Origin of the sequence: Amycolatopsis sp. NPDC004169 (assembly GCF_040610315.1) — a bacterium.
Classification (GTDB): domain Bacteria; phylum Actinomycetota; class Actinomycetes; order Mycobacteriales; family Pseudonocardiaceae; genus Amycolatopsis.
Map to the genome: position 1 here is coordinate 46,529 of NZ_JBEXMD010000013.1, position 24,192 is coordinate 70,720.

The following is a 24,192-nucleotide window of genomic DNA, read 5'->3' on the forward strand; positions in this document are numbered from 1 at the left end:
AGAGGTGAACCGTGTCACTGGACGACGACGCCATCGAAGCGCGCGCACAGGGCTGGCGGACGCTGGCCGCGCTCCACGCGCGGATCGAGGACAGGCTGCAGCGCGCCCTCGAGCGCGACCACGAGCTGTCGGTGAGCGAGTACACGGTGCTGGACGTGCTGGCCCGCCAGGACGGCTTCCACCTGCGGATGAACCAGCTGGCCAACGCGGTGGTCCTCAGCCAGTCGGCGACGACCCGCCTGGTGACCCGGCTGGAGGGCCGCGGGCTGCTGGCCCGGTACCTGTGCGCGGACGACCGCCGCGGGATCTACACGGAGGTGACGCCGGCCGGCCGCGCGCTGTTGACGGCGGCCCGGCCGACGCACGACTCGGCGCTGGCGAAAGCGCTGGCGGAGGCGGAGACGCTGCCGGAGCTGGCCCCGCTGGTCGGGGCGCTGGGCGCCCTCAGCTTCGGCGGCGCCGCTTCGGCTTGATCAGGCTGGGCTGATCAAGCTCGGCTTGATGGGGGCTTGCGGCTGCGGGCGGACGGCGCTTGGCGTGGCTGGGGCGGCTTCGGTCTGACGGGCCGGGGTCGCTTCCGCTGGACCGCCTCGGCTTGACAGGCCGGAGCTCGCCTTTCGTCGGTCGGCTTCGGCCTGACGGGGCCGGGGTCGCCTTCCGCAAGACCGCTCCGGCCCGACACGCCCGAGGCGCGCCGCGAAGAGGTCCCCGGCCCGGGGGTCCCCCGGTTCTTACGTTACCGGGCACCTCCGACAATTCCGGGTCCCGCGCACCGCGAGGCCGCCGGGGCTCGGGCACGGCGATTCGCCCGGATGATCGCGCTCTGTCCGCCATGTTGTCCGCGCGGCGGGGTCGATTTGGGCGTTTCTGCCGGTATCGTGAAACCGGGGGGCCGACGCCGTCGGCCGTGAAGTTCTTACCAGGCAACAGAACCCAGTACCGCCGCGCCGGGCGCAGACCGGCGCGTGATCTCTCGCTGTGTGGACCCGCGTCAGGGCCGGCGCGGGCTGGACCGGGGAACTGGAGGAGCCATGGGGAAGATCGGTGTCTGGCTGATCGGCGCGCGCGGCTCGGTGGCCACCACGGCCGTTGCCGGGGCCGCCGCCTTGCGGGCGGGGCTCGCCGCCCGCACCGGCTGCGTGACCGACCTGCCGGACTTCGCCGGAGCCGCCGTGCCCGCCGTCGGCGACCTCGTCTTCGGCGGTCACGACGTCGTCGGCACACCGCTGGTCAAGCGGGCCGAGCAGCTCGCGGCCGCCGGGGTGCTGCCGGCCGCGCTGCCCGGTGCGGTCGCGGCCGAACTGGACGCCGCCGAAGCCCGGCTGCGGCCCGCGCCGTCCGGGCCCGGCCGCGCGGCGATCGAGCAGGTCGTCGCCGATCTCACCGAGTTCCGTCGGCACGTCGACCACGTCGTCGTGATCAACGTGGCCTCCACCGAACCGCCGTGCCCGCCGCACCCCGCGCACGCCTCCCTGGCCGCCCTGGACCAGGCGCTCGACGTGCTGCCCCCGAGCGCCCGCTACGCCTACGCCGCCTTCCGCGCCGGTTGTGGCTTTGTCGACTTCACCCCGTCCACCGGGGCTCGCCTGCCCGCGCTCGACGAGCTCGCCCGCCTCACCGGGCAGCCGTACGCGGGCCGCGACGGCAAGACCGGCGAGACGCTGCTCCGGTCCGTACTCGCGCCGATGTTCGCCCAGCGCGGGCTGAACGTCCTGGCCTGGTCGGGCACGAACCTGCTCGGCGGCGGTGACGGCGCCACCCTGGCCGATCCCGCGGCCGCCTCGAGCAAGAACGCCTCGAAACAGCAGGTCCTGGCCCGCAACCTCGACCGGCCGGTCGACGGCGAGGTGCACATCGACTACGTCCCGGCGCTCGGCGACTGGAAGACCGCCTGGGACCACGTGCTCTTCGAAGGCTTCCTCGGCACGCGGATGACGCTGCAGCTCACCTGGCAGGGCTGCGACTCGGCGCTGGCCGCGCCGCTGGTGCTCGACCTCGCCCGGCTGACCGGCAAGGCGTGCCGCGACGGCGTGGCCGGGCCGGTCGCCGAATTCGGCTTCTTCTTCAAGGACCCCGTCGGCGACGGCCCGCCCGACCTGGCTTCGCAGTACGCGGCCCTGCGCGAATGGGCGCACCGGTGACGGCCCCGGTGAAGGTACTGGCCGAGCTCGTCCGCGCGCCCGCCGCGCTGACCGTGCCGGGGGACGCCGTCGCCGGGGCCGCCGCGTCCGGCTGGCCCTTCGGCCGCCGCACGCTCGCCCTGACCGGTGCCTCGGTCTGCCTCTACTGGGCGGGCATGGCGCTCAACGACTACGCCGACCGCGCCCTCGACGCGGTCGAACGGCCCGAACGGCCGATCCCGTCGGGCCGGGTCTCGCCCGGGACGGCGCTCGGCGTCGCCACCGGGCTGACCGCGGGCGGCCTGGGCATCGCCGCGGCCGCCGGGGGACGGCGGGCCCTGCGTGTCGCCCTTCCGTTGGCCGTCACCGTGTGGGCCTACGACTTCGCGCTCAAGAAGACCGTCCTCGGCCCGGCCGCGATGGCCGCCGCCCGGACCCTCGACGTCCTGCTCGGCGCCGGCGGGCAGCGCGCCGCCCTGCCCGCGGCGCTGACGGTCGGGGCGCACACCTACGCCGTGACAACGCTGTCGAGGTCCGAAGTGGACGGTGCCACGCCTGCTCTGCCCGCCGCCGCACTGGCCGCGACGGCCGGGGTCGGGCTCGCCGCCTGCCGCGGTGGCCCGCTGGCTTCGGCGCTGCTCGGCGCGTATGCCGTCACCACCGGAGGGGCGCAGTTCGACGCCGTGCGCGATCCCGCCGCCGTCAAGATCCGGCGGGCGGTCGGCGCCGGGATCCACGGCATGATCCCGCTGCAGGCCGGGCTGATCGCGCGGGCGGGCGCGTGGCGCCCGGCGCTCGCCGTGGCCGCGGCGTTCCCGCTCGCGCGGGCGCTGGGCCGGAAGGTGTCGCCGACATGAGGTTCGGGTACGGCACCAACGGCTTCGCCAACCACCGCCTCGGCGACGCCCTGCGCGTGCTGGCCGACCTCGGGTACGACGGCGTGGCGCTCACCCTCGACCACCAGCACCTCGACCCGTTCGGCCCGGACCTGGCCCGCCGCGTCGCCGCGCTGGCCGCCGACCTGGACCGGCTCGGGCTCGCCGTGGTGATCGAGACCGGCGCCCGGTTCCTGCTCGACCCGTGGCGCAAGCACTCGCCGACGTTCCTCGACACCGACCGGGCGCGCCGCGTCGAGTTCCTGACGCGGGCGGTGGCGATCGCCGCGGACCTGAACGCCGAAGCGGTGTCCTTCTGGAGCGGCAACAAACCTGCGGACCTCGAACCCGAGAGCGCTTGGGCGTACGTGGTCGACGGGTGTGCCGAGGTGCTCGAGGCCGCCGACGAACACGACGTCGAGCTGGGCTTCGAACCCGAGCCCGGCATGCTCGTCGAGGACCTCGACGGGTACTTCGAGCTGTCGAGGAGACTCGGCGACCCGGCCCGGTTCGGGCTCACGCTGGACATCGGGCACTGCCGCTGCAACGAGTCGGCGTCCGTCCCGGACTGCGTCCGCCGGGCCCTGCCGCGGCTGGTGAACGTCCAGATCGACGACATGCGCCGCGGCACCCACGAACACCTGGAGTTCGGGAACGGCGAGATCGACTTCCCGCCGGTGCTGGCCGCACTGGAGCCGTACCGCGGGCTGGTCGCCGTCGAACTGCCCCGTGACAGCCACGCGGCCCCGCGGATCGCCCGCGAATCCCTGGAGTTCCTGCGGAAGGCGGTGACCGCGTGAACGCCTGGCTGGAAACGGCGCTGTCCGACGTGGCCGCCGACGCGACGGCGCTGCGCACGGTGTTCCCCGCCGTCGGCCGCCGGGTCGGCCGGACGGTGGCCGACACGGCTCGCGTGGAGCTGCTCAAGGCGGCCCCCGGCGCCGCGGCGGAGATGCCCGATCTCTACCGCTACGGTGACGCGGCCGAGAAGCGGGCAGTCCTGCATGGACTGTCCGTTGTAGACATTGGAGATGCCGGTGTCGAACTGGTCGCGGACGCGCTTCGCACCAACGACACCCGGCTGGTGACCGCGGCGATGGGTGAGTACGCCGCCACCCACCTCGACGCGCCCGCGTACCGCCACGGCGTCCTCAAGTGCGTCTTCATGGGCATCCCCCTGGAAGCGGTGGCCGGCCTCGACCGCCGCACCGACGAAGAACTGCTCCGCATGCTGCGGGACTTCGCCGCCGAACGCACCGCGGCGGGCCGCGAAGTCCCCGCCGACCTCCGCACCCTGCTGAACGAACAGGACGGCTGATGCGCATCTTCGACCCCCACATCCACATGAGCTCGCGCACCACCGACGACTACGCCGCCATGCACGCCGCCGGCGTCCGGGCGCTGGTCGAACCGGCGTTCTGGCTGGGCCAGCCGCGCACGAACGCCGGCAGCTTCACCGACTACTTCGACTCCCTCGTCGGCTGGGAACCGTTCCGCGCGAGCCAGTTCGGCATCGCCCACCACTGCACGATCGCGCTCAACCCGAAGGAGGCCAACGACCCGCGCTGCGTCCCGGTGCTCGAACTGCTGCCGCGCTACCTGGAGAAGGACGGCGTGGTCGCGGTCGGCGAGATCGGCTACGACTCGATGACCGCGGAAGAGGACACGGCGTTCGCCGCCCAGCTCGCGCTGGCGATCGCCCACGACCTGCCCGCACTCGTCCACACCCCGCACCGCGACAAGGCGGCCGGGACCGAGCGGAGCATCGCCGTCGTCCGCGAGTCGGGCATCGCGCCGGAACGGGTGGTGCTCGACCACCTCAACGAGCTGACCGTGGCTCCGGCCAAGGAGTCCGGCTGCTGGCTGGGCTTCTCCATCTACCCGGACACGAAGATGGACGAAGACCGGATGGTCGCGATCCTCAAGGAGTACGGCACCGAGCGCGTGCTGGTGAACTCGGCCGCCGACTGGGGCAAGAGCGACCCGCTCAAGACCCGCAAGACCGGCGACGCGATGCTCGCCGCCGGGTTCACCGAGGACGACGTCGACAAGGTGCTGTGGCGCAACCCGGTCGAGTTCTACGGCCGGAGCGGGCGGCTGTCGCTGGACGAAGTGCCGCCGGAAGCCGAGTTCGCGGGCAACTCGATCCTGCGGGGGGCGCGCAAGTGAGGTTCCGGCACCGTGACGGCACGCTCGTCCACCTCGCCTACTGCACCAACGTCCACCAGGCCGAAGACCTCGACGGCGTGCTCGCCCAGCTGGCCCGCTTCGGCGAGCCGGTGCGCGAGCGCCTGGGGGTGGACCGGCTCGGGCTCGGCCTGTGGCTGGCCCGGCCGGTGGCGGCCGAGCTGGCCGGCGACCCGGCCGCGGTGACCCGGCTGCGCGGCGAACTGGCCGCGCGGGGGCTGGAGGTCGTCACCTTCAACGGTTTCCCGTACCAGGGCTTCCACGACCCGGTCGTCAAGCACAAGGTGTACCGGCCGGACTGGGCGGCGCCCGAGCGCACGCGGTACACCCTGGACCTCGCCCGGCTGCTCGCCGAGCTGCTGCCGGACGACGCCGTGCGCGGCAGCGTCTCGACCCTGCCGCTCGGCTGGCGCACGGACTGGCGGGGCGACGGCGGCCAGCTGGACCTCCTCGCGAAGGGGCTGGCCGGGCTGGGCCGGCCGGTGCGGGTGGCGTTCGAGCCGGAGCCCGGCTGCGTGATCGAGACGACCGCGCAGGCGGCGGCTCTGCTGTCCGCAGTGGACAAGGAGTGGCTGGGAGTCTGCCTGGACACCTGCCACCTCGCGGTGGGGTTCGAAGAGCCGGCCGCCGCGCTGGGCCGGCTCGACGCCGCCGGGCTGGCCGTCGTCAAGGTCCAGGCGTCGGCCGCACTGGAGGCCGCCGATCCCGCCGATCCCGGGACGCGGGCCGCCCTGGAGTCCTTTGTGGAGCCCCGGTTCCTGCACCAGAGCAACGAAGGACCGCCACCCGGCGCCGACGACCTCGACCTGGCGCTGGCCGGCGGCCTCCCGGGGCGATCCCCGTGGCGGGTGCACTTCCACGTGCCGCTGCACGCCGACCCGGCACCGCCGCTGACGTCGACCCGGCCGGTGCTGGCGGCCGCACTGGCCGAGCTGTTCGGCGGCGCGGCCGCGCGCACCGACCACGTCGAAGCCGAGACCTACACCTGGCAGGTGCTGCCGGACGCACCCGCCGACGACGCCGGGCTGGTCGCGGGCATCGCGGCCGAGCTGGAGTGGACCCGGCGGGAACTGACCGCCCTCGGCCTGGAAGAGGTGCGTGGATGAGTTTGCTGGTCCTCGACGTCGTCGGGCTCACCCCGCGGCTGCTCCCGCACATGCCGAACCTGCGCCGGATGGCCGAGCCCGGTTTCACCGCGCAGCTGGACACGGTGTTCCCGGCGGTCACCTGCTCGGTGCAGTCGACGTTCCTCACCGGCCTCACCCCGGCGCGGCACGGGATCGTCGGCAACGGCTGGTACTTCCGCGAGCTCGGTGAGGTGTTCCTGTGGCGCCAGCACAACCGGCTGGTGCAGGGCGACAAGTTCTGGGACGCGGCCCGCCGCGCGCACCCCGGTCACCGCGTCGCGAACGTCTGCTGGTGGTACGCGATGGGCGCGGCCACCGACCTCACGGTGACCCCGCGGCCGATCTACCACGCCGACGGCAAGAAGTCGCCGGACTGCTACACGTACCCGCCGCAGCTGCACGACCGGCTGGTCGGCGACCTCGGCGAGTTCCCGCTGTTCACCTACTGGGGCCCGACGGCGTCGATCACGTCGTCGCGGTGGATCATCGCGGCCGCGCAGCGGGTCATGGAACAGGACCGGCCGGACACCATGCTGGTCTACGTCCCGCACCTGGACTACGACCTGCAGCGCTTCGGCCCGGACGCACCCCAGGCCGCGGCGGCGGCACGCGAGATCGACGCGGCCTTGCAGCCGCTGCTCGAGCAAGCGGCCGCGGGCGGGCACACCGTCGTCGCGCTGTCGGAGTACGGCATCACGAACGCGAGCCGTCCGGTCGACGTCAACCGGGCGCTGCGCCGCGAAGGCCTGTTGAACGTGTACGTCCAGGCGGGCATGGAGTACCTGGACCCGTGGACGTCCCGGGCGTTCGCGGTGGCCGACCACCAGGTCGCGCACGTCTACGTCGCCGACCCCGCGGACGTCCCGCGCGTGCGTGACCTCGTCGCCGGACTGCCCGGCGTGGACGTGGTCCTCGACCGGGACGGGCAGGCCGGCCTCGGCATCGACCACGAGCGGGCGGGCGAGCTGGTCGCGATCGCCGAGCCGGCCGCGTGGTTCACCTACTACTACTGGCTGAGCGACGACCGCGCGCCGGACTTCGCGAGGACGGTGGAGATCCACCGCAAACCCGGCTACGACCCGGCCGAGCTGTTCTTCGACCCGCGTGATCCGAGGGCCAAGCTGAAGGCGGCGGCCGCGCTGGCCCGCAAGAAGCTCGGCCTGCGGTATTCGATGCAGGTCGTCCCGCTGGACCCGGCGCCGGTCCGCGGCAGCCACGGCCGCCTGCCGGACTCGGCCGACGACGGGCCGGTGCTGCTGTGCTCGGACCCGGCACTGGCCCGCGAGAAGATCCACGCCACCGAGGTCAAGGACCTCCTGCTGGCCGCCGCCGTCCCCGCCGAGTGAAGAGGTTTCCCGTGCAGGTGCTGGTGTTCTCCAAGACGGCCGGGTACCGGCACGCCTCGATCCCGGCGGGGATCGAGGCGATCCGGGAACTGGGCGCGGCGCACGGTTTCACCGTCACCGCGACCGAGGACGCGTTCACACCCGCCCACGACGTGGTGGTGTTCCTGTCGACCAGCGGCGAGATCCTGGATGCGGCGCACCAGGCGGCATTCGAGTCCTATGTGGAGGGAGGCGGTGGCTTCGTCGGCGTCCACGCGGCCGCCGACACCGGGTACGACTGGCCCTGGTACGGACAGCTGGTGGGGGCCCGGTTCGACCGCCACCCGGAGATCCAGCGGGCCCGGTTCGTGACCGAGGACGGCACGCACCCGGCGACCGCCCACCTGCCGCCGGTGTGGACCCGGACCGACGAGCTGTACGACTTCCGGACCAATCCGCGTGGCCGCGTCCGGGTGCTGCAGACGCTGGACGAGTCCAGCTACACCGGTGGCGGCATGGGGGCCGACCACCCGATCACGTGGTGCCACCCGCAGGGCCGCGGCCGGGCGTTCTACACCGGGCTCGGCCACACGAGCGAGTCCTACGCCGAGCCGGGCTTCCGCGCGTTGCTGCTGGGCGCGATCCGCTACGCCGCGGGAGTGCTTCCCGCGGCGTAGCGGCATCGGCAGTGGGTCAGCGCACGCCGAGGAGGTGCTCCAGGGCGAGCTGGTTGAGCCGGGTGAAGTGGTAGCCGCGCGCGGCGGCCGCGTCGAGGTCGAACTCGTCGTTCAGCACGTCGTCGAACGTCTCGCCCGGCGCCAGCGTCGGGGTCGAGAGGTCCGGGACCCGCGACGCGGCGAGTGCTTCCACGACCTCCGGGTCGGCCCGGAACGCCGCCGACTTCTCCTTGAGGATCAGGTAGGTCCGCATGTTCGCCGCCGCCGACACCCACACGTCCTCGGCGTCCTCGGTGCGCAGCGGCTTGTAGTCGAAGTGCCGCGGACCCTCGTAGCCGCCGTTTTCCAGCAGGTCGACCAGGAAGAACGCGCTCTTCAGGTCACCGTGGCCGAAGATCAGGTCCTGGTCGTACTTCGGGCCGTGCTGGCCGTTGAGGTCGATGTGGAACAGCTTGCCCTGCCACAGCGCCTGCGAGATGCCGTGCACGAAGTTGAGGCCGGCCATCTGCTCGTGCCCGACCTCCGGGTTCAGCCCGAACAGCTCCGGCCGCGCGAGCTGGGAGATGAAGCCCAGCGCGTGCCCGATCGTCGGCAGCAGGATGTCGCCGCGCGGCTCGTTCGGCTTCGGCTCCAGGGCGAACCGCAGGTGGTAGCCCTGCTCGACGACGTAGTCGGCGAGCAGGTCGAGGCCCTCCTTGTAGCGGTCCAGCGCCGCGCGGACGTCCTTCGCGGCGTCGGACTCGGCGCCTTCGCGGCCACCCCAGACGACGTAGGTCTCCGCGCCGAGCTCGGCCGCGAGGTCGAGGTTCCGGCGCACCTTCCGCAGCGCGTAGCGGCGGACGTCACGGTCGTTGCTGGTCAGGCCGCCGTCCTTGAACACCGGGTGGGTGAACAGGTTCGTCGTCGCCATCGGGACCTTGAGGCCGGTCTCGGCCAGCGCCTTGCGGAACCGCTCGATCGCCTTGTCGCGGTCCGGCTCGGTGGCCAGCAGGTCGTCGTCGTGGAAGGTCACGCCGTAGGCGCCCAGCTCCGCGAGCCGGTGCACGCTCTCGACCGGGTCGAGCGCCGCCCGCGTCGCGACGCCGAACGGGTCGTTGGCGGGCCAGCCCACGGTCCAGAGGCCGAAGGTGAACTTGTCGGCCGGCTGGGGAGCGTAGTCGCTCATGACTGTCCCTTCATTTAGTTCGCGTTGTAGACTAAATATGCGCCGCGGAGCACCGGGGCGTCAAGAGGGCCGGTTAGAGTGCTTCGCGGGAGGACACGATGACGCAGGCCGTGCGGCACGAGGAGATGCGCGCCCGCAACCTCGGGGTCGTGCTGGGCGCGGTCAGCCGCGGCGCCCCGCTCACCCGGGCCTCGCTCGCCGAAGCCACCGGCCTGACCAAGTCGACCGTCTCGAAGCTGGTCGGCGACCTGGTGGAAGCGGGCCTGCTCGCCGAGACCGGCCCCGCGCGGGCGGGCGAACGCGGCCGGCCGGGCGTGGACCTGGTGCTCAGCGGGGCGCGGGTGGCGTCGCTGGGCCTGGAGGTCAACGTCGACTACCTCGCGGCACGCGTGCTCGACCTCACCGGCGAGGTCCGCGTCGCCGCCCGCCGCGAACGCGACAACCGCGGCTCGCGGCCGGAGCTGGTGCTGGGGGAGCTGCAGGACCTGGCGTCCGAGGCGCTCGGCGAGGCCGGCCGGCTGGGGCTCGAGACGGCGGGCGCGGTGCTCGCGGTCTCCGGCCCGGTCGGCGACGGCGTGCTGTTCAGCGCCCCCAACCTCGGCTGGCAGGACGTCCGCCCGGCCGGCCTGCTCCGGCTGCCGGTCCCGGTCGAACTGGACAACGAAGCGAACCTCGCGGCTCTCGGCGAGCTCTGGTACGGCAACGGCGAGCGCGACTTCCTGTACGTGTCCGGCGAAGTCGGCATCGGTGCGGGCCTGGTGGTCAACGGCGTGCTGTACGCCGGCGCGACGGGCCTGGCCGGCGAGCTGGGGCACGTCGTCGTGGCGCCCGATGGCGCGCAGTGCCGCTGCGGCGGCAGCGGCTGCCTGGAGACGTACGCCGGGCAGGAAGCCTTGCTGGCGGCGGGAAACGCGGCCTCGGTGCCTGCCTTGCTGGCGGCCCTCGAAAGCGGCGACGAGACGGCGCTGGCCGCGTGCGCGGCGGCCGGGCACGCCCTCGGCATCGCCCTGACGTCGGCGGTGAACCTGCTGGACCTCGACCGCATCGTGCTCGGCGGGGTGTTCACGCCGCTGTACCCGTGGTTGTCCGGACCGGTGTCGGAGGTCCTGGCCAAGCGGCTGGGCGGCCTGCGCGGCGCGCCACCGCACCTGACGGCGTCCCGCCTGGGCGGTGACGCGGCCACGCTCGGCGCCGCCGGCCGGGTCATCCACCGGGTCATCGCGGACCCGGCGCCGTTCGTCACCCGGGCGCAGGAAACCCAGCAAAACGGAAGGCCGCCCCGGGGAGTTCCCGAGGCGGCCTTCACGGACTTGCCGGACTAGCTCACCGAGGTGATCTGCACCAGCGAGGTGCCGACCGTGACCCCGGTGTCGGTCTGCACGCTCAGCTGACCGCGCAGGGTGCGGCCGGCCGCCGGGGCGGCGGTGGCCGTCACCGTCGCCGGCACCGTCCACGAGCTGCCCGAGGCGTGCAGGGCGTTGGCGTCGGTCACCGCGACCGACCCGAAGGCCGGGTTGGTGAAGACGTCCAGGTAGTCGAACTCCGTGGTGCCGGAGGGCACCGCGTAGCCGTCCACCAGCGCGACCCAGACACCCGCCGCCGGGTTGGGCACGGTCACCGACTCCTCGGAGTCACCGTCCGCGCTGATCCCCGCCTGGACGCACGACCCGGTGGTGCAGTTGTACAGCACCAGGTCGAGGTCGGCGCCCACGTCGGAGGTCTTGCCGATGGTGGCGGTCAGCGACGTCGAGCCCGGCGTCACCGCGATCTGGTACTGCTGCTGCGCACCCTCGGCGATCGACGGGCGCAGGGTCTTCGCGCTGCCCAGCGTGGCCCCGTTCAGCTTGCCGGTGAACGCGCCGAGGGTGTTCTGCACGGTGTAGGACCGCGAGATCGGCGTGTTCAGCGTGGCGGAGGCGATGGTGTCCGGGTTCGGCGAGATCGCCGTGCCCAGCACCGAAGCCGACAGCTTGTACGGCGCTTCGGCCGCGTCGGACGTCCGGCGCGCCTCGACGACGATCTCCCACACGCCCGGAAGCGGGTTGGCGATGGTACGGCTGGTCGGCGTGCCGCCGGGGCAGCCCGCGCCCGCGTCGGGGAGGTAGCAGTACGTCGTCGACGTGCTGGCCTCGGCCGGGACACCGGTCGGGTCGTACCGCAGGAACCGCACCTGGCCCTTGCCCGGGGCGCCGGCGCCGGCGTCCAGGTCCACCTTCAGCGCGCTGGCGCCCTGCGGCACCCGCACGAAGTAGCTGGTCGCCTGGTTGCGGGCGGCCTTGCCCGTGACGTCGACCTGGAAACCCTTGCCGGCGACGAACTCCTGCGGCGCGAAGACCGTGTTGAGGGTCTGCACGTCGATGCCGACGGTCAGCGGGTTGTCCAGGTAGAGCAGGGCCGAGTGGACCCCGGTGCCCTTCGGGTTCACCTTCACGTCGAACTTCACCGGCGCGTTCAGCGGCAGCACCACCGTCGAGCCGGAGGAGTACGTGCCGTCGTTGCCGACCCACCGCACGAAGTACGGCACCGGGTGCGCCGCGCCCGTGGTGCGGGTGATCGTGTACGTCCGGGTGTAGGCCTTGCCGGCGGTCACGCCTTCGCGGTCGTGGATGCCCACGCCGGTGTTCGGCTTGGCCAGCAGGCCCGACAGCGCGGTGTGCACCTCGACCGACGTCGAAACCGTGTCCGGCTTCGGGTTGAGCGAAAGCGCGACGAACGCGGCGGGGACGTTGAACAGGCCCGCGCCCTGGGCGTACGCGCCGATGCCCGGCACGAACCGCGCGGTCGACTTGATCGCCGAACGCAGCTGCGCCACCGGCGGCCGCTGGCCGTTGTGGGTCGCCTTGTACGCGCTCACCAGCAGGGCTGCCGCGCCGGTCGCCTGCGGCGACGCCATCGACGTGCCCTGCAGCATCGCGTAGCCCGCGGGCAGGCCGTACGTGCCGGCCACCGGGCCTCCCGCTTCCCAGCGCGGGATGGTCGCGATCGCCGCGCCGGGCGCGATGATGTCCGGCTTGAAGCCGCCGTCCTCACGCGGGCCGCGCGAGGAGAACGGGTGCAGCGACTCGGCGTTCTGCGTGACCGAGCCGTAGTTGGACAGCCAGGTCTCCTTGGTGATGTAGGAGCCGACCGAGATCGCGTCCGTGGCCACCGACGGGTCGCCGACGGTGTTCGCCCCGGCGCCGCTGTTGCCCGCCGAGATGAAGATCTGGACGTTGTACTCGGCGATCGTGCGGTTGTAGAGCTCCGCACGGGCGTTGTTGCCGTCGTTGAGCGCGGGCAGGCCGCCGATCGAGATGTTGATGACGTCGGCACCGTGACTGGCCGCGTAGACGACACCGTCGATCAGGCCCGACGACGTGCAGGCGGTGCCGGTGAGGCAGACCTTGACCGCCAGCAGCTTCGCGCCCGGGGCCGCGCCGTCCATCTTGCCGCCGAAGAGGTCGTTGCCGGCGGCGATGCCCGCGACGTGCGAGCCGTGCTCGGCGCCGGCGATGCCGATGCCGACGTAGCCCGGCTTGTCGGTCTGGACGACGAAGGCCATCCGCTCGGCGACGTCGGTCGCCGGGTTGTCCGTGCCGAAGAAGCCGTAGTCGTACTTCTTGGCGTAGTCGGTCATCGGCTTCTCGTCGGTGAAGTCGCCGTTGCCGTTGAGGTCGACGCGGACCTCCTTGGTCGCGCTGTCGAGCAGCACGCCCCAGGAGTCGGCGCGGTCGCCGTCGCGGTTGACGTCACCGCCGGTTTCGCTGTCGGCGCCGCCCAGGTCGCCGGCGGTCTCGCTGAAGAGGCCGAAGGTGTACGGGCCACCGGTCGCCGGGGCCGTCCACGTCTTGCCGTTCGAGGTGAAGGTGCCGGTGTAGGTGGCCGTGGACTGCTTGACCCAGGTGCCGTCGCCGGAGTTGGTGGCGTTGGCGTTGTACCAGTCGACGATCTTGCGTTCGCCGTGGCTGGTGGTGGCCAGCGCGGGGGAGTCGAGGTCGACGCCGGAGTCGAGCACCGCGACCGTGGTGTCCTTGCCGTCCCAGTTGGGCAGGACCTGGCCGAACTGCGCCGCGTACGTGTCGCCGGTGGGCAGGTACGGGTTGACGCGCGGGGTGTTCTTGCCCGGGGCCGGCTGCGGCAGCGGGGTGGTCGCGCCGTCGGGCTTGGGGTCGTCGCGGTAGACGAGGCCGTCGACGTCGACGGCGTTGACCGACTTGAGCTTCGCGGCCTTCTCCGCCTTCTCGGGCGGGATGCTGACCTTGACGTAGTCGAGCTTCGTGTCCGTGGACTGGACCACCCCGCCGAGCGCCTTGAGCTCGTTCACGGCGGCGCCGGTCTGGCCCTTTTCCGCGGCGATCAGCAGGGTGACGTCGGGCTTGCCCGCCTTCTCGGCTTCGGCGACGAGCGCGCGGTCGTGCTCGTCGAGGGTCTTGCCGTCGGCCGCGCCGCTGGTGGGCGAAGCCTGCTGGGCGGAGGCCACCGGGACGGCGACGCCGAGGACGGAGGCGCCGAGTGCGGTGGCGAGGACGGTGATCCCGGCCCGCCGTCTCCAGCGCGATCTGTGCTGTGTCACTGAAACGACCCTTCGTGAAGATGTGCGTACCGAGCAGTACACAGGGTGGGATCTTCGTCAGCAATCAGACAGTTAGCCCATAGACCGCAATTGGTTGCGAGCCAAATGGCCTAATGCACTGCCCGGTTAGGCCGTCACCGGAAGCTGCACTTTCCCGTGAAAGTGCGGCCTTGCTACACGTGTGTGCAGCGGACTATATTTCCGTGTAGTTGACTACACGTACGTATAGGACGCCTGATGAACGCCGAAGACCTCACCGCCCGGGCCCGGATCCGCGACGCCGCCATCCGGCTGTTCACCGAGCAGGGCATGGAGAAGACGTCGATCCTCGACATCGCCCGGGAAGCCGGGGTGTCGGGCGGCCTGATCCGCCACCACTTCGGCTCCAAGGAGGGGCTGCGCGAAGCCTGTGACGCGCACGTCTTCGACGAACTGGTGAAGTTCAAGGAGGACGTGCTGGCCAAGGGCGCCGCGAACCCGGGCTTCCTCCCGGTGTTCGACACCCGTCAGCTGCTCTACCGCCGGTACCTGGGCCGCGCCCTGATCGACGGTTCGCCCGCCGCCGAGGTGCAGTTCACCGAGATCGTCGACGAGACCGAACGCTACTTCCGCGAGCAGGGCCTGGACATGCCGGACCCCCGGGGCGTCGCCGCAGCGCTCGCGGCGATGACCGGCGGGCTGATGATCCTGCAGGACCACGTGGCCCGCGCGCTCGGCGAGGAGCCGGGCACGAACGAGGCGATGCTGCGGATGTCGGCGGCCGCCGGCCACCTGTTCCTCAACCCGCTCGCCACCTCCGAAGTCCTCGACAAGGCCCGCGAAGCGCTGGCCGCCTACCAACGGAAGGAATGACGATGGCCGCAGCGATCACCGCCGACGGCCTCACCAAGGCGTTCGGTCCGGCGAAAGCCCTCGACGGGCTCGACCTGACCGTCCACACCGGCGAGGTGCACGGCTTCCTCGGGCCCAACGGCGCCGGCAAGACCACCACGATCCGCGTCCTGCTGGGGCTGGTGCGCGCCGACGGCGGCCGCGCCACCCTGCTCGGCGGCGACCCCTGGACCGACGCCACCGAGCTGCACCGGCGGCTCGCGTACGTGCCGGGAGACGTCACGCTCTGGCCGAATCTGAGCGGCGGCGAGGTCATCGACCTGCTCGGCCGGCTGCGCGGCGGCCTCGACCCCGCGCGCCGCGCCGAGCTGGTCGAGCGCTTCGACCTCGACCCGCGCAAGAAGGGCCGGACGTACTCGAAGGGCAACCGGCAGAAGGTCGCGCTCGTGGCCGCGCTGGCGTCCGATGTGGAACTGCTGGTCCTCGACGAGCCGACGTCCGGGCTCGACCCGCTGATGGAGGAGGTGTTCCGGGAGGTCGTCGCCGAGGAGCGGGAGCGCGGCGACCGGACCGTGCTGCTGTCCTCGCACATCCTCTCCGAGGTCGAGGCGCTGTGCGACCGCGTCACGATCGTCCGCGCCGGCCGCACGGTCGAGTCGGGCACCCTGGACGAGCTGCGGCACCTGGGCCGGATCACGATCGACGCCTCGCTCGCGCACGTGCCGGCGGATCTCGGGACGCTGCCGGGGGTGCACGACCTGAGCTCGTACGGCTCGCACGTCCACCTGTCGGTCGACCAGACCGCGCTGGACGGCGTGATGCGGCACCTCGCCGAAGCCGGGCTGCGGAGCCTGGTGAGCCGCCCGCCGACGCTCGAAGAGCTGTTCCTGCGCCACTACCGCCACGACGAGCCGGTCGGAGCGGCGCGATGACCGGCACCGGGGCGCTGCTGCGGCTGGTGCTGCGCCGCGACCGCCTGCTGATGCCGGTCTGGATCCTCGGGCTCGCGCTCGCGCCGGTGGGCTACCTGTCGTCGATCAAGGCGGCCTACCCGGATGCCGCGGCGCGGCAGCACTTCTTCGAGCTGAACGCCTCGAGCACGACGTTCGTGGTCCGCAACGGCCCGCTGTACGGCTCCTCGGTGGGGAACCTGCTGGCCTGGCAGTGCGGGTTCGTCCCGGTCGTCGTCGGGTTGATCGCGCTGCTCACCGTGGTGCGGCACACGCGCACCGAAGAGGAAGCGGGCCGCCGTGAGCTGACCGGCGCCACCGTCGTCGGCCGGCACGCGGGGCTGGTGGCGGCGGTGCTCGCCGCCTGCGGTGCGTGCCTGGTGTTCGGGCTGGTGACCGCGTTCGGTGTCGCCGCGCAGGGGGAGCCGATCGCGGGTGCGCTGGCGCTCGGTCTCGGGTTTTCCTCGGCGGGCTGGGTGTTCGCCGGGGCCGGCGCGATCGCGGCCCAGCTCACCTGGGGCGCGGGCGGCGCGCGGAGCCTGGGCATCGGGGCGCTGGTGCTCGCGTTCCTGCTGCGGGCGGCGGGGGACAGCAGCGGTTCGGCGGGCCGGCTCGCCTGGCTGTCGCCGATCGGCTGGGCGCACCGGCTGCGGCCGTTCGCGGGCGAGCAGTGGTGGGTCCTGGCCTTGGGCGTGGTCGCGACCGGGGCGTCGGTGGCCGTGGCCATCGCGCTTTCGGCGCGGCGCGACCTCGGGGCGGCACTGCTGCCGGCGCGGCTCGGGCGGTCCGGCGCGAAGGCGTCGCTGCGCTCGCCGCTGGCGCTGGCCTGGCGGTTGCAGCGGGGGACGCTGCTGGTCTGGACCGGGTGTCTCGGGCTCGTCGGGCTGCTGATGGGCGGGGTCGCGCGGAACGTCACGGAGATGATGCGGGACAACAGGGCGGTCGCCGAGGTGTTCTCCCGGATGGGCGGCGGCGGCGCGGTGCTGGACACGTACCTGGCCGGGACGATGACGTTGTTCGGCCTGGCGGCGGCGGGTTGTGCGGTGCAGGCGGCGCTGAAGCTGCGCGCGGAGGAGGCGGCGGGCCGGGCGGAACCGGTCCTGGCCACGGCGGTCGGCCGGCTCGGCTGGGCGCTGGCCCACCTGACGTTCGCGTGCTTCGGCCCGGCGGTCGTGCTCGCGGTGGCGGGCTGGACGACGGGACTGGCCTACGGCAGCGGTTTCGCACTGGTCCCGGCGGCGCTGGCCCAGCTGCCGGCGGTGTGGGTCCTGACCGGCCTGGCGGCGTTGCTGATCGGCTGCGTCCCGAGGTACGCGGCGGCGGCCTGGGGACTGCTGGCGGCGTTCCTGCTGCTGTCGCTGGTGGGGACGGCGTTGCGGTGGAACGAGGTGGTACTGGGGATCTCGCCGTTCCAGCACCTGCCGCGCTTGCCGGGCGGAACGTTCTCGGCGGTACCGGCCCTTGGGCTGGCGGCGATCGCGGTGGCCGCGGGCGCGGCCGGGCTGTACGCGTTGCGGCGCCGGGACATGCCCGTGGCTTGAATCTGCTTCGGCGGCAACCGAGGGAGTCGAACCCTGCGCGGCTTGTGAAGGCGGCGCCCATGGACCGGCCCTGACCCTTCGGCGGGCGACGGCTGCCATCTCTTCTGACGCTAGGCGAATACCCCGCTATTCCTCATCTCAAGCCGTGCTTCACCCGGACGGGCCCGGCTGGCAAGGTGGTCGGCATGGACGATCTTCTGCTGCGCCGCGTCCGGCCGGGGCTCGGCGGCGAGCTCGCCGACGTCCGGGTGAACGACGGCCGGGTCACCGCGATCACCGAGCCGGGGTCCACCGGGTTCGCCGCGCGCGTGGTCGACGGGCACGGTGGGACGCTGCTGCCGGGGCTGGTCGACGCGCACGTCCACCTGGTGCAGTGGGCGACGTCCCGGCGCCGCATCCCGCTGGACGCCGCCCGCTCGGCGGGGGAGGCGGTCGAACTGCTGCTCGCCCACCTGCTGGCCACCCCGGCGCCGCAGACGGAACTCGTGGTGGGCGCGGGGTTCCGCGACGCGCTGTGGCCGGACAAGCCGCACAAGGACCTGCTGCAGCGGGCACTGCCCGGGCGGGCGGTCGCGTTGTTCAGCGCGGACCTGCACACGCTCTGGCTGAGCCCGGCCGCGCTGAAGCTGATCGGCCGCGACCACCCCACGGGCGTCCTGCTCGAAGGCGACTGCATGACCGCCACCGCCCAGCTCCCGACGGCGGCGATCGACGTCCAGGACCGGTGGGTGGCGGAAGCGGTGGCCGCGGCGGCCGCCCGGGGCGTCACGCAGATCGTGGACTACGAGTACGCGGACACGGTCGCGGACTGGACCCGCCGGGGCGCGCCGGCGGCCCGGATCTCGTGCGTCATCGCCCGGTACCTGCTGGACCAGACCATCGAACGCGGCCACCGCACCGGCGACGTCCTGCCGGACTCGGGCGGGCTGCTGACGGTCGGGCCGTTCAAGCTCTTCGTCGACGGCTCCCTCAACACCCGCACGGCCTACTGCCACGATCCGTACCCCGGGGTGGATTCCCCCGGCCTGCTGGAACTGCCCCCGGCCGAGCTGGTTCCCCTGCTGCAGAGGGCTTTCGACCACGGGCTGCTCCCGGCGGTCCACGCGATCGGCGACCGGGCGAACACGATCGCGCTGGACGCGTTCGAGGAGGTCGGCTGCCCCGGCCGCATCGAACATGCCCAGCTGCTCTCCCCGGAAGACGTCCCGCGGTTCGCCGCGCTGGGCGTGATCGCGGCGGTCCAGCCCGCCCACCAGCCGGACGACCGCGACGTCGCGGACCGGCACTGGCACGGCCGGACGGCCCGCGCGTTCCCGTACCGCTCGCTGCTGGAGTCGGGGGCCCGCCTGGAGTTCGGTTCGGACGCCCCGGTGGCGCCGCTGGATCCGTGGGACGGCATCGCCTCGGCGGTGGCCCGCACGGACGACGACCGCCCGCCGTGGCACCCGGAGCAGTCGATCCCGTTCGCCGACGCACTGGCGGCGTCGTCGGGCGGCCGCCGGGGCGTGGCGGTGGGCGACGTCGCGGACCTGGTGGTGACGGCCACGGATCCCTCGGGGCTGTCCCCGGCCGACCTCCGCGCCCTCCCGGTGACGGCGACGATCGTCGACGGGCACGTCACGCACCAGGTCTGACCCCGGGATCCGGGACGTCGATGAAGGTGTGCCATGGGCTGACCCGGTCGACGTGCACGACGGCGTCGAATGCGGCGAGCGGGTCGGCCGGCTGCAGGTACGGGCCCTGCCGGGTGCCGTCGACCTCGGCGAAGCGGCGGGCCACCGCGCCGTCGCGGGGAACCTTCCGCAGGTCGAGCAGGGCGAGTGGTTCGCCGGCTTCGGCGAGCAGGGCGTCGAGGCTGCCCGGTTCGGTGCAGGGGGTGACGTCCTCGTAGTAGACGTCGGTGTGGCCGGGTGGTCCCTCGGGCCGCGGCCGGTGGCTGAACACGCGGCCGCCGTCGTAGGTGGTCGCGATGACCACCATCCGGTCGCCGAGAGAGCGGGCCAGGTGCTGGCCGAGCATCACCTGTTCTTCATTGACGATCGGCGGGACGCGGTACGGCAGCCGCTGCACGTGCCCGTTGGCCGCTCCGACGACGATGCGCTCCTCCCGTTCGAGGATCCATCCGACGTTGTCGGCCATCGCCGCGTCCCGGACGTTGGCGCCGCGGTAGGTGCGGCCCGGCGCGGCCGCCATGTTCGCCAGGAAGGCGTCCGCGAACCGCGCGTTGACCGCGCACTGCAGGGCGATGTCCGCCCGGGTCGCGTCCACAGTGGAGTAAGGCACGCGCAGCGCGCGGAGGCGTTCGGTCAGCTCGCCGATCCGGGCGGTCAGCTCGTGCCGGTGGGCGGGGCCGAGCGCCAGGTAGGCGTGGATCGCGGGCGCGGCCCAGGCCAGCCCGGTGCGGTCGGAAGGCAGGTAGCCGAACAGCGGCAGCAGGTGCTCGCGGGCCGCCGCGGCGTAGGCCGGGTCGGCCTCGTCCAGGAACGCCAGCGCGGCCGTGACTCCCGGCAGGGCGGACGCGCTCGAGTCCGGCAGGTCCATGCCGTAGAAGCGGAGCTTGCGGTCGTGGGTGCGGTTGTGCTCGCGCATCCACCGCAATTGGTCGCGCATCTCCGCGCACCGGCCCATGTGATAGGTGATCCCGGTGCGCAGCAGCGGATCCAGGTCGCCGTCGCCGCCGAGCACCCAGTCGTGGACCGCCCAGCCCTCCGGGAAGCCGGACTCCATCGCGAACCCGGTGAACCCCAGCTCCTCGGCCAGGAACCGGGTCACCCGGTGGCGTAGCCGGGAGAACTCGTGCACCCGGTGCGTGCTCTCGCCGATCGCCACCACCCGGGCGTCGCCGACGATGTCCCGTAGCGGCTCCAGCTCGTCGTGGCCGGCGTCGGGCTCAAGCGTCCGCAGGCGGACCAGGTTGTCCCGGAGCCAGCCGCTGATGTCCATTCACTCGTCCTGTTCTTCGGGGGTGTCTTCGCCCGCGGCGCGGGCCTTGCGCAGGTAGTCGACGACCTCGGCGGCGCCGCCCGGGCCGGCCCAGCCGAGGCGCTCGTCGAGGCCCCGGCCCGTGCGGGCCCGGTTGTCCTCCCAGAGCGCCGTGGTCGCCGCTTCCAGCCCGCGGTCGGGCGGGTGGAACGCGGCCGCCGTGTCCCGCCAGCGGCCGGCCAGCTCCTGCACGGCCGGATCGTCGACGGGCGTCCCGGCGAGCAGGTGCCGCCGAAGCTGCGTGAAGAGTTCGAGCCACTCGGTCTTGAGCGTCTCGACCGTCCCGCGGCCCAGTTCCGCGGCCCGGCCGGTGATCGTGGCCAGCTGCGCGTCGGACAGGTACCGGTGGACGTCCACCGGCATCGGCTCCAGGGCGGCGAGGAACTGCTCCGGAGCCGGCATGGCCTCTTCGGCCAGCCGGGCGAGCAGGCCCCGGAGCCGCTGGGCCGACTCCTCGATCCGCGCGGCCCTGGCGTCCAGGTCGGCGAGCTGGGCGGTCAGCAGGGTCCGCAGCGCGCCGAGGTCGTCGCCGGCGTGGCGCAGCACGACGGCCACTTCGTCCAGGGACAACCCCAGCCCGCACAACGTCCGCACCCGGTAAAGCCGACGCACGTCCGCCTCGACGTACCGCCGGTGCCCGGCCGGTGTCCGCTCGCCCGGTGACACCAGCCCGATCCGGTCGTAGTGGTGCAAGGTGCGGACCGAGACGCCGGCGGCCCTGGCCAGCTCGCCGACGCTCCACCTGCGTTCGTTCACGCCTCGACGGTAAAACCTGACGTGACGTCGGGTTCAAGGCTTTCCGGGGTTGATTTGTCCACCGGACAACGGAAAAGATCCCACCGTGCATGTGACAACGTTGTCAGGAGGACACCGATGAAAGCGCGCGTCCTGGCCACCCTGCTCGCCGGAGCCACGACGCTGGCCCTCGCGACACCCGCGTCCGCCGCCGGGCCGAGGTTCGCCGACGACCCCACCACGCTCGTCGACACCTCGATCGGCAACAACGGCGACGGGACCACCTTCCCCGGCGCCACCACGCCCTTCGGGATGGTCCAGCTCAGCCCGGACACCCAGCTCAAGAAGTACGCGTCCTACGACTACGCGCAGGACACCACCCTCGGCTTCAGCCACACCCACCTCTCCGGGGTCGGCTGCCAGACGATGGGCAACTTCCGGTTCATGCCGACCACCGGCGCCGTCACCAGCAGCGACCCGGCGGCGTACGGGGCGAAGTTCAGCCACGCCGACGAGACCCGGCAGCCCGGCTACTACGGCGTCAAGCTCGCCGGCGGCATCGAGGCCGAGCTGACCGCCACCCAGCGCACCGGCCAGCACCGTTACACCTTCCCCAGGGGCACCACCAGCGAAAACGTCCTCATCGAGGTCGGCGAGAGCAACGGCTACACCTACGCCGGCGACGTCCACGTCGTCGGGGACGACACCGTCGAGGGCTGGCTGCAGGGCGGCAACTTCTGCTGGGAGACGCAGAAAGAGCGCTACAAGGTCTTCTTCAGCGCGAAGTTCGACCGGAAGTTCACGAGCTTCGGCACCTGGACCGACAGCAAGCTCACGCCGAACCAGCGTGACGCGAAGCTCGGCAGTCAGCGCACTGGCGCGTGGCTCACCTTCGGCACCGACAAGGCCCAGGTCGGGGCGTCCGTCGGCCTGTCATACACCTCGATCGACGGCGCCCGGCTCAACCGTGGCGCCGAGCAGCCCCGTTCGTTCGACAAGGCGCGCCAAGCCGCCCACGACACCTGGCGCGACGAGCTGGACCGGCTGCGCGTCGCCGGCGGGACCACCGCCGACCAGCGGACCTACTACAGCGCGCTGTACCGGTCGCTGCTGCACCCGTCCGTCGGGTCCGATGTGGACGGCTCGTACCGCGGCTTCGACGACGCCGTGCACCGCAGCCGGGACACCTACTACCAGATGTTCTCGCTGTGGGACACCTACCGCTCGCAGAACCAGCTGGTCGCGCTGCTGCACCCGGACCGGGCCGCGGACATGACGAAGTCGGTCCTGAAGATCCACCAGGACGGCGGCTGGGTGCCGCGCTGGGCGCTGGCCGGCGGCGAGACGAACGTGATGAGCGGCGACCCCGTGACTCCGTGGGTGGTCGACAACTACCGCCGTGGCCTGCTCGACGACCGGACGGCGCGTCAGCTGTTCGACGCCCTGTGGCGCAACGCCACCGAAGTGCCGCAGGACCAGTCGATCTTCCGCGGCCGCGACGGCAACCCGACGTACGTGCGGAACGGCTGGATCGGCTACCAGGACCTGCCGGGCTACACCTACGGCGACACGCGCCAAGCCGGCTCGGCGACCCTCGAGTACGCCCTTGCGGACTGCGCGCTGTCCACCATGGCCTCCGGCCTGGGCTACCGCGACAAGGCGGCGACCCTGCACGCCCGCTGCGGCAACTTCGCGAAGCTGTGGGACACGAGCGTCGAGTCCCACGGTTTCACCGGCTTCCCCCGCACCCGCGCGGCGGACGGCACCGGCGTCGGCGACCCCGACCCGGCCCAGTCGACCGGCTTCCACGAGGGCACGCCGTGGCAGTACCAGTGGCTGGCCCAGCAGGACACGGCGAAGCTGTTCGCCCTGATGGGCGGCCCGGCCCAGGGGGAGAAGCGGCTCGACACGTTCTTCGACCTGCCGCTGCTGCTGACGGACCCGGCGAAGGCGGCCAAGGACTCGTGGGTCCACGGCGCGTACGACTACCACAACAACTTCGCGTTCAACCCGAACAACGAGCCGGACCTGCACGCGCCCTGGATGTACAGCTGGACGGGAGCACCGTGGAAGACCTCCGCGGTGCTGCGAGCGGCTCGCACGTTGTTCACGGACACGCCGTACGGCATGCCGGGCAACGACGACCTCGGCACGATCTCGTCGTGGCTGGTCTTCGGCATGGCGGGGGTGTTCGAGGCCCAGCCGGGGTCCGGGACGTACCTGCTGAGCACGCCGATGTTCGAGAAGGTCGAGATCCGGCCGGAGGGTGGCCGCAAGATCGAGATCTCGGCTCCCGGGGCCAGTGCGGCGAAGCTGCAGTACACAAAGGACGTCCGGATCGGACACCGCGGGTACGACCGCAGCTGGATCTCGCACGCGGACCTGCTGCGGGCGGGCAGGATCGAGTTCCGCTTGAGCGACACCCCGACGACCTGGGGGACGGCTTCGGCGCCACCCGCGCTGTAGGTCCACGCTTTCGCGTGTTGGCGTCAACCGGGTGCGACAGTTCTACTGGACGTCATGTTGAGGTGGCAGCAGGCGGAGGGGAAGCGCCACGCGCTCGACGGGGCGTTCCCTCCGCGTCCGGAAGAACGGTTCGTGGCTTTGTGCGGGGAGGAAGTGACGGTCGCGGTGAAGGACGTGCCGCAGCTCGGAGGGCATTGGTTCGACCCGACCTGCGCGGAATGCGAGTCGGCGTGGCTGGCCCGGTGCTGAACGGCGCCGACCGGGACCATCGGCTGCTGGAGCGCATCCGCGACCTGCACGCGTCCCTCGTCCCCGATCTGACGTGGCTGGCCAGGACGGTCGGGGAGGAGGCACCGCGGCCGGACATCCTCCGCGACCTCGGGGAGCGGCTCGCCGACCTGGGCGCGGACCTGCTCGGCCGCGCCGACGAGCTCGACGCCCAGGTCCGAGCCGGCCTCCCGGACGACGGCTGGCTCCCCGAAGCGGGCGCCCGGCGGCGCGAGCTCGCCGTCGCCCACCAGGTCGGCCCGCACCCCCTCCGGTGCGGGCCGATCTTCCTCGCCGTCTGCGGCGCGGCGTGCTACCCGTACTACGGGACGGACCCGACCGGCCGGACAGCGCGGCACGAACGGTGCGAAAAGTGTCTCCACGTGCGGTGA

21 protein-coding genes are annotated in these 24,192 nt (G+C 72.6%); 17 read left to right on the forward strand and 4 right to left on the reverse strand.

The genetic code is table 11. The features are described from left to right. Nucleotides 1-11: 11 nt before the first annotated feature. The 9 genes from ABZX11_RS19455 (at nt 12) to ABZX11_RS19495 (ending at nt 8,311) form a co-directional block, all read left to right on the forward strand. A complete protein-coding gene (locus ABZX11_RS19455) occupies nt 12-473 on the forward strand; it encodes a MarR family transcriptional regulator (protein WP_354914643.1) in 462 nt (153 codons plus the stop codon). Nucleotides 474-1,031: 558 nt separating this feature from the next. Next, entirely contained in the window at nt 1,032-2,141 is a 1,110-nt protein-coding gene (locus tag ABZX11_RS19460) for an inositol-3-phosphate synthase (RefSeq protein ID WP_354914645.1), read from the forward strand. Continuing rightward, nucleotides 2,126-2,977, forward strand: a complete 852-nt coding sequence (locus ABZX11_RS19465) for an SCO3242 family prenyltransferase (protein ID WP_354914647.1) — start codon at nt 2,126-2,128, stop codon at nt 2,975-2,977. Before ABZX11_RS19460 ends, ABZX11_RS19465 begins: the two co-directional genes overlap by 16 nt. Further along, a complete protein-coding gene (locus tag ABZX11_RS19470; RefSeq protein WP_354914649.1) occupies nt 2,974-3,795 on the forward strand; it encodes a sugar phosphate isomerase/epimerase family protein in 822 nt (273 codons plus the stop codon). Before ABZX11_RS19465 ends, ABZX11_RS19470 begins: the two co-directional genes overlap by 4 nt. After that, nucleotides 3,792-4,313, forward strand: a complete 522-nt coding sequence (locus tag ABZX11_RS19475) for an EboA domain-containing protein (RefSeq protein WP_354914651.1) — start codon at nt 3,792-3,794, stop codon at nt 4,311-4,313. Before ABZX11_RS19470 ends, ABZX11_RS19475 begins: the two co-directional genes overlap by 4 nt. Beyond that, on the forward strand, nt 4,313-5,164 hold the full coding sequence (locus tag ABZX11_RS19480) for a TatD family hydrolase (protein ID WP_354914653.1): 852 nt from the start codon (nt 4,313-4,315) through the stop codon (nt 5,162-5,164). The genes ABZX11_RS19475 and ABZX11_RS19480 overlap by 1 nt, the downstream gene beginning before the upstream one ends. Then, nucleotides 5,161-6,288 carry a metabolite traffic protein EboE gene (eboE, locus tag ABZX11_RS19485; protein WP_354914655.1) on the forward strand — a complete coding sequence of 376 codons (1,128 nt, stop codon included), beginning with the start codon at nt 5,161-5,163 and terminating at the stop codon, nt 6,286-6,288. Before ABZX11_RS19480 ends, eboE begins: the two co-directional genes overlap by 4 nt. After that, a complete protein-coding gene (locus tag ABZX11_RS19490; RefSeq protein ID WP_354914657.1) occupies nt 6,285-7,655 on the forward strand; it encodes a nucleotide pyrophosphatase/phosphodiesterase family protein in 1,371 nt (456 codons plus the stop codon). The genes eboE and ABZX11_RS19490 overlap by 4 nt, the downstream gene beginning before the upstream one ends. 11 nt (nt 7,656-7,666) lie before the next feature. Then, nucleotides 7,667-8,311 (forward strand): ThuA domain-containing protein, encoded by a 645-nt coding sequence (locus ABZX11_RS19495; protein ID WP_176171849.1) that lies wholly within the window; start codon nt 7,667-7,669, stop codon nt 8,309-8,311. Nucleotides 8,312-8,327: 16 nt separating this feature from the next. On the opposite strand, the gene xylA is transcribed toward ABZX11_RS19495, so the two are convergent. After that, nucleotides 8,328-9,476 (reverse strand): xylose isomerase, encoded by a 1,149-nt coding sequence (xylA, locus tag ABZX11_RS19500; RefSeq protein WP_354914660.1) that lies wholly within the window; start codon nt 9,474-9,476, stop codon nt 8,328-8,330. 98 nt (nt 9,477-9,574) lie between these two features. Here xylA and ABZX11_RS19505 point away from each other — a divergent pair, with 98 nt between their 5' ends. Continuing rightward, a complete protein-coding gene (locus ABZX11_RS19505) occupies nt 9,575-10,798 on the forward strand; it encodes an ROK family transcriptional regulator (protein ID WP_354914662.1) in 1,224 nt (407 codons plus the stop codon). Here ABZX11_RS19505 and ABZX11_RS19510 read toward each other — a convergent pair. Continuing rightward, nucleotides 10,795-14,028, reverse strand: coding sequence for a S8 family serine peptidase (locus tag ABZX11_RS19510; protein ID WP_354914664.1), 3,234 nt, complete (start codon nt 14,026-14,028; stop codon nt 10,795-10,797). The genes ABZX11_RS19505 and ABZX11_RS19510 overlap by 4 nt on opposite strands. Before the next feature lie 237 nt (nt 14,029-14,265). On the opposite strand from ABZX11_RS19510, the gene ABZX11_RS19515 reads away from it, so the two are divergent. The 4 genes from ABZX11_RS19515 (at nt 14,266) to ABZX11_RS19530 (ending at nt 18,984) form a co-directional block, all read left to right on the forward strand. Continuing rightward, complete coding sequence (locus ABZX11_RS19515) at nt 14,266-14,880, forward strand: TetR family transcriptional regulator (RefSeq protein WP_354914666.1); 615 nt, start codon at nt 14,266-14,268, stop codon at nt 14,878-14,880. Between the two features lie 2 nt (nt 14,881-14,882). Continuing rightward, nucleotides 14,883-15,791 (forward strand): ABC transporter ATP-binding protein, encoded by a 909-nt coding sequence (locus ABZX11_RS19520; RefSeq protein WP_354914668.1) that lies wholly within the window; start codon nt 14,883-14,885, stop codon nt 15,789-15,791. Beyond that, the gene (locus ABZX11_RS19525; protein WP_354914670.1) at nt 15,788-17,350 is read left to right on the forward strand and encodes an ABC transporter permease; all 1,563 of its coding nucleotides are present in this window, start codon (nt 15,788-15,790) and stop codon (nt 17,348-17,350) included. The genes ABZX11_RS19520 and ABZX11_RS19525 overlap by 4 nt, the downstream gene beginning before the upstream one ends. 185 nt (nt 17,351-17,535) lie before the next feature. Further along, nucleotides 17,536-18,984: an amidohydrolase family protein gene (locus ABZX11_RS19530; RefSeq protein WP_354914672.1), complete on the forward strand. Its 1,449-nt coding sequence runs from the start codon at nt 17,536-17,538 to the stop codon at nt 18,982-18,984. On the opposite strand, the gene ABZX11_RS19535 is transcribed toward ABZX11_RS19530, so the two are convergent. Both ABZX11_RS19535 and ABZX11_RS19540 read right to left on the reverse strand, forming a co-directional pair. Beyond that, on the reverse strand, nt 18,968-20,293 hold the full coding sequence (locus ABZX11_RS19535) for an erythromycin esterase family protein (protein ID WP_354914674.1): 1,326 nt from the start codon (nt 20,291-20,293) through the stop codon (nt 18,968-18,970). The genes ABZX11_RS19530 and ABZX11_RS19535 overlap by 17 nt on opposite strands. Then, nucleotides 20,294-21,088 carry a MerR family transcriptional regulator gene (locus tag ABZX11_RS19540; protein WP_176171841.1) on the reverse strand — a complete coding sequence of 265 codons (795 nt, stop codon included), beginning with the start codon at nt 21,086-21,088 and terminating at the stop codon, nt 20,294-20,296. A 117-nt stretch (nt 21,089-21,205) separates the two neighbouring features. Here ABZX11_RS19540 and ABZX11_RS19545 point away from each other — a divergent pair, with 117 nt between their 5' ends. From ABZX11_RS19545 to ABZX11_RS19555, 3 genes are read left to right on the forward strand one after another with little or no spacing between them, the layout of a single operon-like run. Then, the gene (locus ABZX11_RS19545; protein ID WP_354914676.1) at nt 21,206-23,533 is read left to right on the forward strand and encodes a GH92 family glycosyl hydrolase; all 2,328 of its coding nucleotides are present in this window, start codon (nt 21,206-21,208) and stop codon (nt 23,531-23,533) included. A 54-nt stretch (nt 23,534-23,587) separates the two neighbouring features. Next, complete coding sequence (locus ABZX11_RS19550) at nt 23,588-23,782, forward strand: zinc finger protein (protein ID WP_176171840.1); 195 nt, start codon at nt 23,588-23,590, stop codon at nt 23,780-23,782. Beyond that, the gene (locus ABZX11_RS19555; protein ID WP_254896885.1) at nt 23,764-24,192 is read left to right on the forward strand and encodes a hypothetical protein; all 429 of its coding nucleotides are present in this window, start codon (nt 23,764-23,766) and stop codon (nt 24,190-24,192) included. The genes ABZX11_RS19550 and ABZX11_RS19555 overlap by 19 nt, the downstream gene beginning before the upstream one ends.

Excerpts from the sequence above, each read along its gene's own strand:
- ABZX11_RS19490 (WP_354914657.1), top strand. The coding sequence starts at position 6,285 with ATGAGTTTGCTGGTCCTCGACGTCGTCGGGCTCACCCCGCGGCTGCTC.
- ABZX11_RS19535 (WP_354914674.1), bottom strand. The coding sequence starts at position 20,293 with ATGGACATCAGCGGCTGGCTCCGGGACAACCTGGTCCGCCTGCGGACG.
- ABZX11_RS19520 (WP_354914668.1), top strand. The coding sequence starts at position 14,883 with ATGGCCGCAGCGATCACCGCCGACGGCCTCACCAAGGCGTTCGGTCCG.
- ABZX11_RS19460 (WP_354914645.1), top strand. The coding sequence starts at position 1,032 with ATGGGGAAGATCGGTGTCTGGCTGATCGGCGCGCGCGGCTCGGTGGCC.
- ABZX11_RS19505 (WP_354914662.1), top strand. The coding sequence starts at position 9,575 with ATGACGCAGGCCGTGCGGCACGAGGAGATGCGCGCCCGCAACCTCGGG.
- ABZX11_RS19545 (WP_354914676.1), top strand. The coding sequence starts at position 21,206 with ATGAAAGCGCGCGTCCTGGCCACCCTGCTCGCCGGAGCCACGACGCTG.
- ABZX11_RS19525 (WP_354914670.1), top strand. The coding sequence starts at position 15,788 with ATGACCGGCACCGGGGCGCTGCTGCGGCTGGTGCTGCGCCGCGACCGC.
- ABZX11_RS19470 (WP_354914649.1), top strand. The coding sequence starts at position 2,974 with ATGAGGTTCGGGTACGGCACCAACGGCTTCGCCAACCACCGCCTCGGC.
- ABZX11_RS19550 (WP_176171840.1), top strand. The coding sequence starts at position 23,588 with ATGTTGAGGTGGCAGCAGGCGGAGGGGAAGCGCCACGCGCTCGACGGG.
- xylA (WP_354914660.1), bottom strand. The coding sequence starts at position 9,476 with ATGAGCGACTACGCTCCCCAGCCGGCCGACAAGTTCACCTTCGGCCTC.
- ABZX11_RS19515 (WP_354914666.1), top strand. The coding sequence starts at position 14,266 with ATGAACGCCGAAGACCTCACCGCCCGGGCCCGGATCCGCGACGCCGCC.
- ABZX11_RS19465 (WP_354914647.1), top strand. The coding sequence starts at position 2,126 with ATGGGCGCACCGGTGACGGCCCCGGTGAAGGTACTGGCCGAGCTCGTC.
- ABZX11_RS19480 (WP_354914653.1), top strand. The coding sequence starts at position 4,313 with ATGCGCATCTTCGACCCCCACATCCACATGAGCTCGCGCACCACCGAC.
- ABZX11_RS19530 (WP_354914672.1), top strand. The coding sequence starts at position 17,536 with ATGGACGATCTTCTGCTGCGCCGCGTCCGGCCGGGGCTCGGCGGCGAG.